We start from the raw sequence: 14,906 nt of genomic DNA, 5'->3' as shown, positions 1-14,906 counted from the left end.
GCCTCGTGCCCGAGACCAACGTCCGGGAGGCGACCATGGCCGGCGCTGATTTCGACAACACCTCGCACACAGCCTGGATTTCCCAGGGTTTCGAAAGGCTGGTCGACCGGGTTCGAAAGGCGCCGGCCGCACTCCACTTCGACGTCCTCATCGTCGGCAGTGGCTATGGCGGCGCGATCGCTGCCGCCACCATGGCCGGCCGCACGAAGGGGGGCGCCCCGGTCAAGGTCGGGGTGCTCGAGCGTGGCAAGGAGTATCTGCCGGGCTCGTTTCCGACGGGCCTTGCCGAGCTGCCCCGCCATATCCGTCGCGATCGCAACAAGGAGGGGCTGGTTGACGTACGGATCGGCCCGGAGGTCGTCACGGTGGTCGCAAACGGCGTCGGTGGCGGTTCGCTGATCAATGCCGGCGTCATGGAAGTTCCCGACGAGAACGTGTTTCACACGCGCTGGCCCGATGACCTCAAGGACCTGACGACCTGGCGGCAGTATTATGATCGTGCAAGCGAGCTTCTGGGTGGCACCGCAAACGGCGTCCCGAACTCCATCTCGAAACATCCCGACGGCATACCCCAGAAACACAAATCCTTCCGCAACATCGCAACGACAGGTTTTCGCGAGGCGGCGATTACGGTCGCGATGACCGACACGGTGAGCTCAGGAAATGTCAGGCTCAATAAATGCGTGCGCTGCGGCGACTGTGCGACAGGCTGCAATTTCGGCGCTAAGAACTCGCTCGACGTCAATCTGCTCGTCACGGCGCTAAGCAACGAGGCGGAGATCTTCAGCGGCGCGACCGTGCTCAGCGTCAAGCCGGACGGCGGCAACTGGATCGTCGATTGCGTCTACACCGACGCGGCGCTACGCGCACGCGACCGCGAGGTGCTGCAGGTGCGCGCAGGCAAGGTCGTGCTGGCGGCGGGCACGCTCGGCTCGTTCGAAATCCTGAAGCGCTCACAGGCCAAGGGCCTCAGCCTCTCCGTGCATTTCGGCAATAACTGCTCGACCAATGGCGACATGCTGGTGACCGATTATGCCACATCAAATCCGGTCAATACCGTTTCGGACGAGGCCGTGCAGCCCTCCAAGCGTGCGATCGGCCCCACGATCACCGGCGTGCTCGATCTTCGAAAAACGGCCGGTGTTCTGATCGAGGAGCTCTCTGTTCCAGCCGGCCTGCGCCTCGCCTTTACCGAGATCTTTGCGACGCTCAACACGCTTCACGGCCTCGACCGGATCGACTGGTCGACGCATACGCGGGGCTTCCCGGACGATGACGCCTATGTGGCGCCGACCGGCAGGATAGAACATTCCGCCGTCTATGCCGTCATGGCCGATGACGGCGCCGCCGGGCGTATGGAACTGGATGGTTCGGCTTCCGACGACGACGACGGCACCGCGCGGATGCGCTGGGACGACCTGCCGTCCCAGCCGGTCTTCGACAGCGAGATCGAGGCGCTGGCGCGGCTGGCGAAGAATACGGGCGGTCGCATCATCGCCAATCCCGTCTGGAAGCTTCTTCCAGCCAGCCTGAACTGGCTGCTGCAGAACAAGCGCGGTCCGCTCACGACCGTGCACCCGCTCGGCGGCTGCGTAATGGGCAACACCGGCGCGACGGGCGTCGTCGATCATCTGGGGCGCGTCTTCAAATCGGAGTTCCCGAACGACTTCCACAATGGTCTTGTGGTTCTCGACGGCTCGATCATTCCGACGGCGCTTGGCACCAATCCGGCGCTCACCATTGCGGCAGTGGCCCTGCGCGCCTCCGAAATGCTCGCAGCAGCCTGGGGTTATGTCGCCCCGGCTCCTGCTGCGCCTGGCCTTGCCTTGGTTCGCCCGGTGTTTCGTGAAACCGATGCCGCCGCATCGGCCCCTGATGCCGATGCCGAGATCATCGAGCGCCTTGCCGGCCGGGTCAGGTTTTCAGCGGCCGGTGCAGCCGCTGAAACGCGAGTTGTCGAGCTTACGCTGCGTTTCAAACCGAAGGCGCTGGCCGATCTGGCGCCAAGCAATGGCGGCGATGGAACTCTTGAGGTCGCGACCGATGCCACTGCGCCGCTGGCCCGAAGCATGATCCGCATCTTTCCTGCGGATCAGTGGGACAATCTCCACCAGACATGGGCGCCTGCCGGCCTGAAGGAGCAGAAGCTCGAGGCGATCGCCACCTTTACCGCGCCCCTGACCGGCAGCCTGCGGGTCCTTGAACGCCAGTCGACGTGGGTCGGCGGCAGGATCTGGCGTGCCGGCAAGGCCTGGGTGCTCAATCGCGGCCTGCGCGACAGCTATCAGGCGATCGTCGATGGCGACGGTGGGCCCGGTTTCCTTGAGCGCGTCCGCTCGGGTCTTGCCATCGCCAGCCGGTCCGGCGAAATCCGCGCCTTCGTCTATGATCTGAAGATCGGCACGCCGGACCCGATCACCGGCGGCATCTCCCTTGCCGGCGACCGGATCGTCGGCACCAAGCGCTTCACCTATGATCGGCGCTCCAATCCCTGGCGTCAGCTCATGGAGGTCGCGCTGGAGCAATTTCCGGGGTTGGAGGCCGCGTCCGGCGGCCGCGTGCTGACGCTCGACCTCGACTATCTCGCCCGCATCGGCGTGCCGCTCGTGCGCATCACGGAACAGCGCGACGGCGTCGCCGCGATCGGAGCGCTTCTGACTTTCCTCGGGTATTTTCTCCGGCTGCTGTTGGGCATGCATATCTGGAGTTTCCGTGCACCCGACAAGGACAAGGACCCGGCGAACGACGTGGTGGATTTCCGCCCGCCGGCGCAGTTGAAGATCAAGGGAGGCGGTACGGTCGCAGCGCAGCGACAGACGCTCGTCGTCGGAACGACCAAGCCTCAACTCGGCGGCCCGCCGGTTCTCGGGAAAGTCCTGCTGACCCGCTATCCCCATCCCGGCACGACGAAGCGGCCGCTGGTGATGATCCACGGATACAGCGCCGGCGGGACAACCTTTGCCCACCACGCCGTCAATCCCAACTTCGCCAGCCATTTCTGGAAGACGGGGCGTGAGGTCTGGATCGCCGACCTCAGAACCAGCCCGGCGCACCCGACCGCAAGTGCTGCCTGGAGCTTCGACGAAATTGGCAAGGAAGACGTGCCCTTGGTCTTGCGGACGATCGCCACGCAGACCGGCGCGCCGAAGCTCGACGTCATCGCCCATTGCATGGGCACGATGGTTTTCAGCATCGCCACGCTGGAGGGCAAGATTACCGATCTCGTCGATCGGGTGGCCTTCACACAGGTCGGACCGCTGGTGGTCTTTACGCCCGCCAACATCTTCCGCGCCTATGCGGTGCGCTACCTTCTCGGCTTCCTGCCCGACAGCTACAGCTTCAATCCGGATAAACCGACGCTCGCCGACGACCTCTGGGACCGCGTGCTGTCGACGCTTCCTTACCCGGTCGAGGAATTCGACGTTGAAAACCCGGTTTGGCCCTGGAAGCGGACGCCGTGGACAAGGACGCGGCACCGGATGGACGCGCTCTATGGACGCGACTTCAACGTGGCCAACATGGAGCCGGAGATGCTGCGCTTCATCAACGAGCATTTCGGCGCGCTCAGCCTCAATACGGTTTCCACGACAGTGCATTTCGTGCGCAACGCAATGCTCACCGACTACAGGGGGCAAAACCGGCTGGTGTCGCGGGAACTCCTGCGGGATAATTGGAAATTCCCCACCTTCAGCGTCCACGGATCGGGCAACGGTCTGACGGATCCCGCGACCGTCGACCGCATGCGCCGCGTCTTCGACGATGCGGGGCGTGTCTACCTGGAACCCTATCTCAACCCGGGTGCCGGCCACCAGGACGCGCTTATCGGAACGACGCGATACGCGACCTTGCAGAAGATCGAAGCATTTCTCGACAAGAACATAACGCAGCAGCCGGTCGCCGCGGCCACCACGATGACGGCCTACCCGCCCTGGATCGGGCCGATCATCACGGAGGAACTCGGCGACCTTGTCATTCGCCTCGGTTCGCTGCCAGCGCTCCGCCAGACCGAGGGCGTGATCATGCTGCGTGTCCAGCTAAGTGGGGACGATATTCTTCGCCCCGATGGCCTGCCCTGGGATCTGCCCTATGTCACCAGCCACATGATGGTCTACTGGTCGCCGGAGTTGCGTGACAATCGCTGGGACGCATTCAAGGCGCCGCTTCCAACGTCAATGCCGGGGTATGATCCGAACTATCCGGGAAACGCGTTGCTCGTCCTGCTCGCCTACGCGGAGGAAGATACTCTGGCGCCTCCCGGGGCGGTAAAAGCCCAATACTATGCACTAGCCAAGGACGGTGTCGTCTACCGAGCAGACCTTCGGCATTCGAACGCGAACCCGGAAGAGAAGCTGCAAGATTTGCGCTACGAGCGCTTCGAACAGATATCGAGCGCAATATCGGATGCGATGAAGGCGCCATTGCCCGACATCAATCCGGGCAAGGTGACAAAATTCTCGCCGAACCGCCTTGTCTACAAGGGCATGACACCGACGACGAATTTGACGGTTGACGCGGTTCCGCAGTCAACGGCGTCTGCCAGTACGTCGATGACGCTCAACTTCCTGATGGGCGATGCGGCGCTGGAAAACCTCATCGAGCAGGATCGGGGGCTGATGGACGGCGTGATCCCTTATGATTCTCCGCTCGTTCCTGCGGCGCTCCCTTCGCCCGCCGGTACCAGCTTCGTTCTGGGCTCGTGCCAGTACCCGGCCGGTTTCATCGACGGCAAGGTTGCCTATCGCTCCTACGGGCGCGTTGCCGCCAGAATAAGGGCAGGGGCGGGGATCCAGCCGAAGTTCGCTCTCTTCGTCGGCGACCAGGTCTATGTCGATCCGACCGCCGGGCTCTATGATCCGGCGACAAACGACGACCGGTATCGCCTGCCTTACGAGGCGTGGCTGCGCGAACGCAACGTGCGCGAGGTGTTGCGCCGCATCCCGTCGTTCATGCTTCTGGACGACCACGAGATTGACGACAATTGGGAGCCGCTGGCGTCTCCGAAAGACATCGATTCGAATGCAAAGCTGAAGAAGGATGGTTTTGCGGCTTTCGAGAAGTACCAGCGTGGACTGGACACCAAGCTGAACGTTCAGCACAACACCTTCGACTACGACGGCTTTCACTTTTTCCTGCTCGACACCCGGACAGAAAGAACGCACCGCAAGGTCGGCGCCGGGCTTGCCAACGCGACCCTGTTCGATCCGGGGCTGGCCGCCGGCCAGACGATGGGCAAGCTTGTGGCGTGGCTTGCAGCCGCAGGCCCGAAATTCATCGCGTCGCCATCGATGTTCCTGCCGCGTCATCGCCGGGCGATCCAGCGCGATGCCAGCCTCAGTCCGGACAATCTGAGTGCGCTGCGTTCCGATGGCTGGGACGGCTATCCGAACAGTCTGCGCGATGTGCTCGGCGTCATCGCCGCCGGAAAGATCAAGCATGTCGTGCTCCTCTCCGGTGACGAACACCGGGGCTGCATCGCAACGGCCCGACTGACGGAAATGGACGGCACGCCGATCACGACCGTGCATTCGATCCATACGGCCGCGATGTACGCGCCCTATCCTTTCGCAAACGGAATAGACCAGGATATCGTCGAGCAGGAGACGTTCGAGTTCGACTACAAGGCCAAGCGCTATCGCTGCATCGTCGATGCGACCCGGCCGGCTGCCGGTGACGGCGCGACCTTCCTCCAAGTCCGCCAGGTCGGCGCCGATTGGGAGCTCGACTGCGAATATGCGGGGACCGTGCAGACGCTCACGCTCTGATATCATCTCCAGGCGCAAGGGCTCGCGATCGGCACCTTTACGCGCCTTTTCGCGGGCCCCGTGTGCTTGCGTGCTTCAGGCTTGAATCCTTGAACGAAAGCTCGATCCGGCACGTTCACGAGGACGTGTCCGGGCGGTCACTTCATGCGGCCTTGTCACCAGACGCCGCCGCTTGACAGTCGGTTCAAAATAAACTTAACATGTTAATGGATTGATGCTTTCCGATGAGGAGCAAAGGGAAGTTTCAAGCGACCGGGGAGATCTGCCCGCCGGATAACCTTCATGTGACGTGAAGGATCAGGCGCAGGCATGCGATGTTCGCCGCGCGTGAATATGGGGTCGACAGGGAGGAACCTATGAAACTGAACAGACGGAATTTGATGAAGTCCGGCGGCGCTATGCTTGCCGCGCCCTTCGTTCTGAGACTGGGTGTGGCGCGCGCCCAGGAAACTATCACGCTGAAACTGCACCATTTCCTGCCGCCGGCATCCAACGTTCATCAGCGGCTGTTGACGCCGTGGGCGAAATCGCTGGCAGACCAAAGCGGTGGCGCGCTGAAGGTCGACATCTTCCCGGCCATGCAGCTCGGCGGAAAGCCGCCGCAGCTCTACGATCAGGCGTCGAACGGCGTCGTCGACATCGTCTGGACCTTGCCCGGCAACACGCCTGGACGCTTCCCATCCACCGAAGTGTTCGAACTGCCGTTCGTCGCCGCCAAGGAGGCGACCGTCAACGCACAGGCCTGCCAGGAATATGGCCAGACGCATGTGCTGAAGGAAACCGGCGACACCCAGCTCCTGTGCTTCTGGGCGCACGACCAGGGCCTGATCCACACCAACAAGGAAGTGAAGTCCAGTGCGGACCTTGCCGGGCTCAAGCTTCGCAATCCCACACGCCTTGCCGGTGAGGCACTGGCGGCACTGGGTGCGACGCCGGTCGGCATGCCCATTCCGCAGGTGCCGGAAGCACTGGCCCAACGGTCGATCGACGGCTGCGTACTCCCGTGGGAAGTGGTTCCCTCGATCAAGGTGAACGAGCTCACCAAGTTCCACACCGAGATCCCGGGCTCGCCGACACTCTATACCGCGACCTTCTTCCTGGCGATGAACAAGAGCAAGTACGAGGCATTGCCGGCCGACCTCAAGGCCGTGCTGGACGCCAACAGCGGCATGGCCTTCGCCAAGAAGGCCGGCGAGATGTGGGACAGTGTCGGCGCAGAAGTGCGCGCCGCGATCGAGGCATCCGGAGAAGGCACAATCAGCACGATCAGCGAGGACGAAAAAGCGAAGTGGGTGGAGGCGACCAGGCCCGTCCACGACAAGTGGATCGAGGACATGAAGGCCAAGGACCTCGACGGCAAGGCGCTGATCGCCGCAGCACAGGCGCTTGTCCAGAAATATTCGGGCGCCTGAGCGCGCTGCCGGCCGCACTCGCCTGAACGTGGCGCCTGAACGCGCCGCTGCATGAACCAACAGCTCGAGGCCTCAACAATGGAAGACGTAGGATACGAGGACGCGGTGAGGGTGCCGCGCCGCAGGGAAGTCGAACGCCTCGCGGCCGGTTTGGCACTCATCGGCGGCACGCTTCTTTGCCTTGCGGCGGGACTGGTCACCGTCAGCGTGCTCGGCCGCTGGCTGTTCAATCGGCCGGTGCCGGCCGATTACGAACTGGTGGAGGTGGCGGTCGGTGTCGCCGCCTTCTCCTTTCTCGCATACACGCAAGCCCGCAATGGCCACATTGCCGTCGATACCTTCACGCTGGCTCTTCCTGCACGCGTCACCCGGGTCATCGACGGCCTGTGGGACCTGCTTTTGGCCGGCTGCCTGGCGTTTTTTGCCTGGGGTCTTTTTACCGGTGGCCTGGAGGCGAGGGGATATGGGACCACCCTCATCCAGCTGCCCTGGCCGATCTGGCCGGTCTATCTGACCTGTGCCGCGCTGGCGGCGCTCGCGGCCGTCATCGGACTTTCCGTTTCCCTCTTGAAAATTGGAGGCGGCCGATGAGCGGTTTTGCCATTGCCTTCGTCGGCTTTGCGGCCATGCTGCTCTTGATCGCCATCCGGATGCCGATCGCTCTTGCCATGCTTGCGGTCGGTGCTGTTGGCTATGCCTATCTCTCCGGCCCGCATGCGCTGGTCTACTATCTGCAGACCAACACCTATAGCCAGTTTGCCAGCTACACGCTTTCGGTCATCCCGCTCTTCATCCTGATGGGCGCGCTCGCCGAGCAGTCGGGCATTGCCGCAACGTTGTTTCGTGTCGCCGAGCGGGGCTTCGGACGATTCAAGGGCGGAATGCCGATGGCCGTCATCGCCGCCTGCACCGGGTTCGGCGCGATCTGTGGCTCGTCGGTCGCGACCACGGCGACCTTCGGACGCGCGGCGCTGCCGGAATTGCGCCGAGCCCGGGTCGATGTCGGGCTTGGCACCGGGACGATTGCCGCCGGAGGCACCCTCGGCATCCTCATTCCGCCATCCGTCATCCTGGTGGTCTATGCGATCACCGCCGAGCAGAACATCGCCAAGCTGTTTCAGGCAGCCCTGGTGCCGGGGCTATTGGCGGCCGCCTTCTACCTGATCGCGATTGCGATCGTCGTTCGGCGCAGGCCCGATCTCGCGCCGCCGGTGACGGCGACCGAGACGGTTCGAACGCCTCGTCCGTTCTGGGCGAGGCCGCTGGGGCTGGTCATTCTGGCCGGTGGCGTCATCGGTTGGCTGGTCGGCTCGCTCGGGACGGTCGGCGGGATCTTGCTGGCGATATTCGGCCTGCTGCTGCTGGCTGCGGACTTTGCGATCGTGCCGGCGGCGGCCGTCGCCGTCACGGTGGTCGGCGGCATCTATGGCGAGGTGTTCACGCCGACGGAAGGTGCCGCGGTGGGGGCTGCCGTAACACTGCTGGTCGGCCTGCTGCAAAGGACCTTAAGCCTCGGCGCCCTGAAAAACGCCCTGCTGCAAACGGCCGAAACCAGCGGAATGATCTTCCTGATCCTGCTCGGCGCGGAAGTCTTCGGCGCGTTTCTGGCGCTGACGCAGATGCCGGCGACGCTTGCCGCAATGGTCGGACAGTCGGGCCTGCCGCCCTATGTCGTCATTTGCGGAATGCTCGTCACCTACCTCGTGCTTGGCGCCGTCATGGATGAATTGGCGATGATCCTGCTGACGCTGCCGGTCTTCATTCCGATCATCCTGACGCTGGATCTGGGCATGCCGACCGAGGATGTCGCCATCTGGTTCGGCATTCTCGTCCTCATCGTCGTCGGCATCGGCCTTTCCGCTCCGCCGATCGGCCTCAACGTCTTCATCATCAACAAGCTGGCGACGGATGTCCCGATCGTGCAGACTTACCGCGGCGTCATGCCCTTCGTCATTGCCGACCTCATCCGATTGGCGATCATCACGCTGTCGCCGGGCGTCGCTTTGGCACTGGTCCGGCTTTTGAATTGAGAGGAAGCAGACGGGGGTGCACCCTCCGCCTTGGGCGGCGCGCTTACAGATCCTTCCAGCTGTGGAACATGGCGGCCTGGCCGGCATGTTCGCCGTTGGCGCGCACCAACTGCCAGACGATGGCGTTCTCGATCCAGAAGCGGCGTCCGGATTTGGCAATCCGAAGGCCGCGATAGTTATCGATGAAGCCCTTGGTGGAGACGCTGTCTAAAAGACGCTGCCGTTCCTCGCGGTTCGGCGCCTCGGCCGAGAGGCGCGACGGCATGCCGATGAACTCCTGCCAGGTGTAGCCGAAGCAGGCCTGGGCGGTTTTGTTGGCGTAGAAGAAGCGCGGGTCCTCCGACCGGTCGTGCGCCAAAAGCGCGAAGGGTGCGCTCTCGTAGAGCCAGCGGCCGTCGAACGGATGGTCGACCAGCGCCTTGCCGGTCACCTGGCGAAAGCTTGCAACGATCAGGGCGAAGGCGTCATCGGCATCATAGTCGGTTGTCATCGCCCTTCGTCTCCATGCCCGGGGGTGGGCGTCAGGCATTCAGGGACGGAATGAACTTCCCGTCATAACGCACCCGGAAATTCCGGCGTTGCGCATCTTCCTGGAAACAGACGAACACCAGTTCGAGGTCATTCGCGCTGCTACGCCTTCCAAGCAGGCTGAGGGTGATCACGACCACGCCGCCATAGGTGCGGGTCAGCGCGATCGCTGCCCTTCGAATTTCGTTGGTGCCAGCGTCGTCCCGCTCTTCGCGGCGCTCATAGACCTGCCAGAAGGGCGAAGCTTCCCAGGCCGCGCGCAGCGCCTCGGTGATCTGGTCCTTGAACTCCTCGACGGATCTGCCCTTGCTCCACGAGACGGTCTTTTCGGTGTAGTCGGCAAAAATGTCGAGATAGCCGTCATAGTCGTTCGCATCGGAGAAACACCGCTCGATCATCCCGAGCGCCGTTTCATCGGAAATTCCTGCCTTGAAGTATATCGTCATCGAATCGCCAACCCTGCCGTGAACGCCTATCTAGTCAAAGCGCCAGGGGTGTATCTAGTCCCCAGAATGCCAGATCGGTGGCGCCGGAATGACTTTCCGTCGCGAGCGCGAGCTTGAGAAGGACCACAAAGCCGTCATCCTTGCCAAATTTTGCCATGGTCGCTAATCTTCCCCCATGAGCACGATGAACATATCCCTTCCGCACCATCTGAAAAGCTTCGTCGATGAGCAGGTCGCCGGGCGAGGCTATGGGACGAGCAGCGAGTATATCCGGGAGTTGATCCGCCGGGATCAGGATCGGCTCAATCTGCGCCGGCTGTTGCTCGACGGCGCCGCCTCCGCGCAGGCCGAGCCTGCCGACGCCGACTATTTTGCCGGCTTGCGTGACCGGGTTGGCGGCCGACGGCAGAAGTGAGCGGCAAGCCGGTCATTTCACGCGAACTGGCCCGCAACGATGTCGACGCGGCCATCGATTTTTACGCAACCGAGGCGGGGCCGGACGTCGCTCTCGGGTTTATCGACGCGCTTCAGGCCGCGTACGACCTGATCGGCACCCATCCGGAGGCCGGATCGTTGCGATATGCCTACGAATTGACACTCCCCGATCTGCGCAGCATCGGGTTGAGGACATATCCCTACATCGTCTTTTACCGTCAACAGGCCGACCATGTCGACGTGTGGCGCGTGCTGCATGCCAAGCGGGACATCCCGCAATGGATGCAAGGGCCGGACGGTTCCTGACGGCTCACCGACTGTAAGCTATTGGTTGCCTTGGGAAAGCTGAGGCAAAAACTCCGCGAAACTGAGCGGAAACGAGACGAAATTTCTAAGGCTTGGCACAACCAGGGTCCGCGTTCCCTCGCGCTTCCACACGCCTGCCGATACGTTCTCGGTCAGCATCAACACCGGAGAACCGCATGAAACGCCTCCTCATTCTCGGCGCCACCCTTGTCGCGCATTTTGTGACCCCTGCGCTGGCACAGGAGCCGACGAAGCTTCTCAACGCCTCCTACGACGTTTCGCGCGAACTCTTCGTGGCCGAGAACGAGGCCTTCATCAAGCAGCATCCGGGCGTGACGATCGACCAGTCGCATGCCGGTACGTCGAAGCAGGCCCGCTCGATCCTTGAAGGCCTGGAAGCCGACGTCGTCACCTTCAACCAGACCACCGATATCGAGTTCCTGGCCAAGAACGGCTTTGTCTCCAAGGACTGGGCGAAGGCGTTCCCGAACAATGCCTCGCCTTTCTATTCCTTCCCGTCCTTCCTGGTGCGCAAGGGCAACCCGAAGAACATCAAGGACTGGTCCGACCTTGCCCGTGACGACGTTCACGCCGTCTTCCCCAATCCGAAGACCTCGGGCAATGCGCGCTACACCTATCTGGCGGCCTATGCCTGGGCCAAGGAGGCCTATGAGGGCGACGAGGCGAAGATCGAGGCCTACATCACCAAGATCTTCGACAACGTTCCGGTGTTCGACACCGGCGGCCGCGCCTCGACCACGACCTTCGTCGAGCGCGAAACCGGCGACGTCCTGATCACCTTCGAGGCCGAGACCCGCAGCATCGCCAAGCAGTATGGTGCCGACAAGGTTGAAGCCGTGATCCCGTCGGTCAGCCTGCTTGCTGAATTCCCGGTCGCAGTCGTCGACAAGGTTGCCGAGAAACACGGCACGCAAGCGCTCGCCAAGACCTATCTCAACTTCCTCTATACCGAGGAAGGCCAGCGCATCGCTGCTGAATTCGGCCATCGCGTTCGCAACGAGAAGGTTGCCGGCGAATTCAAGGCGCAGTTCCCGGACATTCGCCTCGTCAATGTCGACGACGTCTTTGGCGGATGGAGCAAGATCCAGTCCGAGCACTTCGCGTCCGACGGCATCCTGGACAAGCTCTACGGCAGCCGCTGATCGTTTTTTGACCTCGCAATCAATCAGCCCGGCAGACGAACCGTCTGCCGGGTTTCACCATGACATGACAAGGAAATGAACGCTTGAGACGCAATGTCCTGCCCGGGTTACGCCTGTCGCTGGGGGTGACGCTGCTCTATGTGAGCCTGATCGTCGTTCTGCCGCTGGCAGCCCTCGTGTTCAAGGCGGCGAGCCTCGGCCCTCTCGATTACTGGCAGATCGTCTCGTCGCCGCGGGCGCTCGCAAGCTATCGCGTCACCGTGACGGCCGCGCTTGGCGCGACGCTCTTCAATCTCTTCTTCGGCTTGGCGCTCGCCTGGGTCCTGGTGCGCTACCGCTTCCCGGGGCGCCGCATCGTCGATGCCATGGTCGACCTACCGTTCGCTTTGCCGACGGCCGTTGCCGGTATTTCGCTGACCGCACTGTTCACGACCAACGGCGTGTTCGGCTCGATCCTCGAGGACTACGGCATCAAGGTCGCCTATACCCCTATCGGCATCATGATCGCCATGTGCTTCACCTCGCTGCCCTTCATCGTGCGCACGGTGCAGCCGGTGCTGGAGGATCTCGATCCGGCGCTGGAGGAGGCGGCCCAGTCGCTTGGCGGCTCGGATATCGCTATCTTCCGCAAGGTTATCCTACCGCTCTTGACACCAGCACTTCTCGCCGGCGTCTCCCTGTCCTTCGCCCGCTCGCTCGGCGAGTTTGGTGCGATCATCTTCATCGCCGGCAATCAGCCGATGTCGACCGAGATCACCGCGCTGCTGATCTTCATTCGGTTGGAGGAATACGATTATCAGGCGGCGGCGGCGATCGCGTCCGTGCTGCTGCTGACGGCCTTCCTCATGCTCGCCGTGACCAACTGGCTGCAGGCGCGGGCGCTGCGCTACACGCGGAGGTCCTGACCATGCGTTTAAAAAAGACCGCACGCACGCTGCCGCGGGTCGGCGACGGCCCCTTGTTCCGCCGCGCCCTGATCGGCATCGTGCTGATCATCGGCGCGTTCCTGATCCTCGCGCCTCTGCTGATCATCGGCGTCGAGGCCTTTGCCAAGGGCTGGCAGGTCTATCGCGACACGATCCTGCATCCCGACACGCGCCACGCGATCATGCTCACGGTGCTTGCGGCGCTGATCGCCGTACCGGTCAACACCGCCTTCGGCGTGGCCGCCGCCTGGGCGATCACCAAATTCGACTTCCGCGGCAAGGGTTTCCTGCTGGTGGTGATTGAGATCCCGTTCTCGGTTTCGCCGATCGTCGCGGGCGTTGCCTATCTCTTCGTCTACGGGCTGCAGGGCCTGTTTGGCCCGACGCTCGATGCCTATGGCATCAAGATCCTGTTTGCTATTCCCGGCATCGTGCTCGCCTCGATGTTCGTCACCGCGCCGTTTGTCGCCCGCGAACTCATTCCGCTGATGCAGGCACAGGGGAGGGACCTCGAAGAGGCGGCCGTTTCCCTCGGCGCTTCCGGCTTTCGCACTTTCTTCTCGGTGACGTTGCCCAACATCAAATGGGCGCTGCTCTACGGCGTCGTCCTTTGCAATGCGCGCGTGATGGGCGAGTTCGGCGCGGTTTCGGTCGTGTCGGGCAACATCCGTGGCCAGACCAACACCCTGCCGCTCCATATCGAGCTGCTCTATCACGATTATCAGGCGGCGGGCGCTTTTGCCTCGGCGTCTATTCTGGCGCTCATTGCCGTCTTCACCCTCATCGCCAAGGTCGCTCTGGAGCGCCAAGGGGCGGGCCGCGTCCGCCCAGTTGCCAATTCCGCGGAGAATGCATCATGAAGATCCGCCTTGACCACGTCGTCAAGACTTTCCAAACCTTCCGTGCCGTCAAGGACGTGTCGCTCGAGATCGAAAGTGGCGAGCTCGTCGCGCTGCTCGGGCCCTCCGGTTCCGGCAAGACGACGATATTGCGCATGGTTGCCGGCCTCGAATTCGCCGATGGCGGCCACATCTATTTCGGCGACCAGGATGCGACAGACATCCCGGTGCGCGATCGCGGCGTCGGCTTCGTGTTCCAGCACTACGCGCTTTTCCCGCATATGACCGTGGCGCAGAACATCGCCTTCGGCATGGAGGTCTCGAAGGTCAAGCGCGACAAGGCGGCCATCCAGGCGCGGGTCGCTGAACTGTTGCGGCTGGTCCGTCTCGAAGGGCTCGGCGAACGGTTTCCGGCGCAGATCTCCGGCGGACAGCGCCAGCGCGTCGCACTGGCCCGTGCGCTCGCCGTCGATCCCAAGGTGCTCTTGCTCGACGAGCCCTTCGGCGCGCTCGACGCCAATGTCCGGCGCGAGCTGCGGCGCTGGCTGCGCGAAATCCATAGTGAGCTCGGCATCACCACGCTCTTCGTCACTCACGACCAGGAAGAGGCGCTCGACCTCGCCGACCGCGTGGTTATCCTGAAGGACGGCCACATCGTCCAGCAGGGGACGCCGGAGGAGGTCTGCCGCGAGCCGAAGTCGGCCTTCGTCATGAAGTTCCTCGGCGATGCCAACATGCTGCTCGCCGAAGTGCGTGGCGGTCGGGCCTATGCCGATGGCGCGGTCATCGATGCTGCAGGGATCGCTGACGGCAAGGCCGAGCTTTACGCCCGGCCGGTCGATCTCGATTGGGCGATCGGAGGTCCCGGCATCGCTGCCAATATCAGCCGGGTGATGGATCGCCCGGGCGGCCGCCGAGTGGTCGCGACGACCGAGCGCGGCGTGCCGTTGGAACTGGACCTTGAGCCGGAGCGGGTCGTGAAGGCCGGCGACACCGGCTACGTGACGCTGCGTCGCGCAACGGTGTTTGCGATATAGGTTGAGCGTGGAAGCCGCCGAG

General features: G+C 63.0%; 13 protein-coding genes. 10 read left to right on the top strand and 3 right to left on the bottom strand.

From position 1 onward, the window contains the following. The first annotated feature begins 5 nt into the window (after positions 1 to 5). The 4 genes from L981_RS04275 to L981_RS04260 all read left to right on the top strand — a co-directional run bounded on the left by L981_RS04275 (position 6) and on the right by L981_RS04260 (position 9,204). On the top strand, positions 6 to 5,762 hold the full coding sequence (locus tag L981_RS04275) for an alpha/beta fold hydrolase (RefSeq protein WP_156133957.1): 5,757 nt from the start codon (positions 6 to 8) through the stop codon (positions 5,760 to 5,762). Between the two features lie 356 nt (positions 5,763 to 6,118). Next, on the top strand, positions 6,119 to 7,174 hold the full coding sequence (locus L981_RS04270; protein WP_043612044.1) for a TRAP transporter substrate-binding protein: 1,056 nt from the start codon (positions 6,119 to 6,121) through the stop codon (positions 7,172 to 7,174). Positions 7,175 to 7,225: 51 nt separating this feature from the next. After that, positions 7,226 to 7,765, top strand: a complete 540-nt coding sequence (locus tag L981_RS04265) for a TRAP transporter small permease (protein WP_082005883.1) — start codon at positions 7,226 to 7,228, stop codon at positions 7,763 to 7,765. Next, positions 7,762 to 9,204, top strand: coding sequence for a TRAP transporter large permease (locus L981_RS04260; protein ID WP_043612040.1), 1,443 nt, complete (start codon positions 7,762 to 7,764; stop codon positions 9,202 to 9,204). The genes L981_RS04265 and L981_RS04260 overlap by 4 nt, the downstream gene beginning before the upstream one ends. A 43-nt stretch (positions 9,205 to 9,247) precedes the next feature. On the opposite strand, the gene L981_RS04255 is transcribed toward L981_RS04260, so the two are convergent. Genes L981_RS04255 through L981_RS35745 form a run of 3 tightly spaced genes read right to left on the bottom strand, consistent with a single transcriptional unit; the run spans position 9,248 to position 10,335 of the window. Then, on the bottom strand, positions 9,248 to 9,694 hold the full coding sequence (locus L981_RS04255) for an MEKHLA domain-containing protein (RefSeq protein ID WP_043612039.1): 447 nt from the start codon (positions 9,692 to 9,694) through the stop codon (positions 9,248 to 9,250). A 31-nt stretch (positions 9,695 to 9,725) separates the two neighbouring features. Further along, the gene (locus L981_RS04250) at positions 9,726 to 10,178 is read right to left on the bottom strand and encodes a hypothetical protein (RefSeq protein WP_043612036.1); all 453 of its coding nucleotides are present in this window, start codon (positions 10,176 to 10,178) and stop codon (positions 9,726 to 9,728) included. A 34-nt stretch (positions 10,179 to 10,212) separates the two neighbouring features. Then, positions 10,213 to 10,335: a hypothetical protein gene (locus tag L981_RS35745; protein ID WP_256364272.1), complete on the bottom strand. Its 123-nt coding sequence runs from the start codon at positions 10,333 to 10,335 to the stop codon at positions 10,213 to 10,215. Positions 10,336 to 10,353: 18 nt separating this feature from the next. On the opposite strand from L981_RS35745, the gene L981_RS04245 reads away from it, so the two are divergent. From L981_RS04245 to L981_RS04220, 6 genes are all read left to right on the top strand, one after another. Next, complete coding sequence (locus tag L981_RS04245; RefSeq protein ID WP_043612033.1) at positions 10,354 to 10,593, top strand: type II toxin-antitoxin system ParD family antitoxin; 240 nt, start codon at positions 10,354 to 10,356, stop codon at positions 10,591 to 10,593. Next, positions 10,590 to 10,919, top strand: a complete 330-nt coding sequence (locus L981_RS04240; RefSeq protein ID WP_043612031.1) for a type II toxin-antitoxin system RelE/ParE family toxin — start codon at positions 10,590 to 10,592, stop codon at positions 10,917 to 10,919. Before L981_RS04245 ends, L981_RS04240 begins: the two co-directional genes overlap by 4 nt. Positions 10,920 to 11,095: 176 nt before the next feature. Beyond that, positions 11,096 to 12,082, top strand: coding sequence for a thiosulfate ABC transporter substrate-binding protein CysP (gene cysP, locus L981_RS04235; RefSeq protein ID WP_043612028.1), 987 nt, complete (start codon positions 11,096 to 11,098; stop codon positions 12,080 to 12,082). A gap of 83 nt (positions 12,083 to 12,165) precedes the next feature. After that, on the top strand, positions 12,166 to 12,987 hold the full coding sequence (cysT, locus tag L981_RS04230; protein ID WP_043612026.1) for a sulfate ABC transporter permease subunit CysT: 822 nt from the start codon (positions 12,166 to 12,168) through the stop codon (positions 12,985 to 12,987). Positions 12,988 to 12,989: 2 nt separating this feature from the next. Next, on the top strand, positions 12,990 to 13,868 hold the full coding sequence (gene cysW / locus L981_RS04225; RefSeq protein WP_043612023.1) for a sulfate ABC transporter permease subunit CysW: 879 nt from the start codon (positions 12,990 to 12,992) through the stop codon (positions 13,866 to 13,868). After that, positions 13,865 to 14,884: a sulfate/molybdate ABC transporter ATP-binding protein gene (locus L981_RS04220; protein WP_043612020.1), complete on the top strand. Its 1,020-nt coding sequence runs from the start codon at positions 13,865 to 13,867 to the stop codon at positions 14,882 to 14,884. The genes cysW and L981_RS04220 overlap by 4 nt, the downstream gene beginning before the upstream one ends. Positions 14,885 to 14,906: the final 22 nt, after the last annotated feature.

The organism is Ensifer sp. ZNC0028, from assembly GCF_000799055.1.
Taxonomy (GTDB): domain Bacteria; phylum Pseudomonadota; class Alphaproteobacteria; order Rhizobiales; family Rhizobiaceae; genus Ensifer.
Note: the sequence above shows the minus strand (reverse complement) of the source record. Positions and strands in the feature narration are given on the sequence as shown.

Coding starts and splice junctions, on each gene's coding strand:
- L981_RS04270 (WP_043612044.1), top strand. CDS start 6,119: ATGAAACTGAACAGACGGAATTTGATGAAGTCCGGCGGCGCTATGCTT.
- L981_RS04265 (WP_082005883.1), top strand. CDS start 7,226: ATGAACCAACAGCTCGAGGCCTCAACAATGGAAGACGTAGGATACGAG.
- L981_RS04260 (WP_043612040.1), top strand. CDS start 7,762: ATGAGCGGTTTTGCCATTGCCTTCGTCGGCTTTGCGGCCATGCTGCTC.
- L981_RS04255 (WP_043612039.1), bottom strand. CDS start 9,694: ATGACAACCGACTATGATGCCGATGACGCCTTCGCCCTGATCGTTGCA.
- L981_RS04250 (WP_043612036.1), bottom strand. CDS start 10,178: ATGACGATATACTTCAAGGCAGGAATTTCCGATGAAACGGCGCTCGGG.
- L981_RS35745 (WP_256364272.1), bottom strand. CDS start 10,335: ATGGCAAAATTTGGCAAGGATGACGGCTTTGTGGTCCTTCTCAAGCTC.
- L981_RS04245 (WP_043612033.1), top strand. CDS start 10,354: ATGAGCACGATGAACATATCCCTTCCGCACCATCTGAAAAGCTTCGTC.
- cysP (WP_043612028.1), top strand. CDS start 11,096: ATGAAACGCCTCCTCATTCTCGGCGCCACCCTTGTCGCGCATTTTGTG.
- cysW (WP_043612023.1), top strand. CDS start 12,990: ATGCGTTTAAAAAAGACCGCACGCACGCTGCCGCGGGTCGGCGACGGC.
- L981_RS04220 (WP_043612020.1), top strand. CDS start 13,865: ATGAAGATCCGCCTTGACCACGTCGTCAAGACTTTCCAAACCTTCCGT.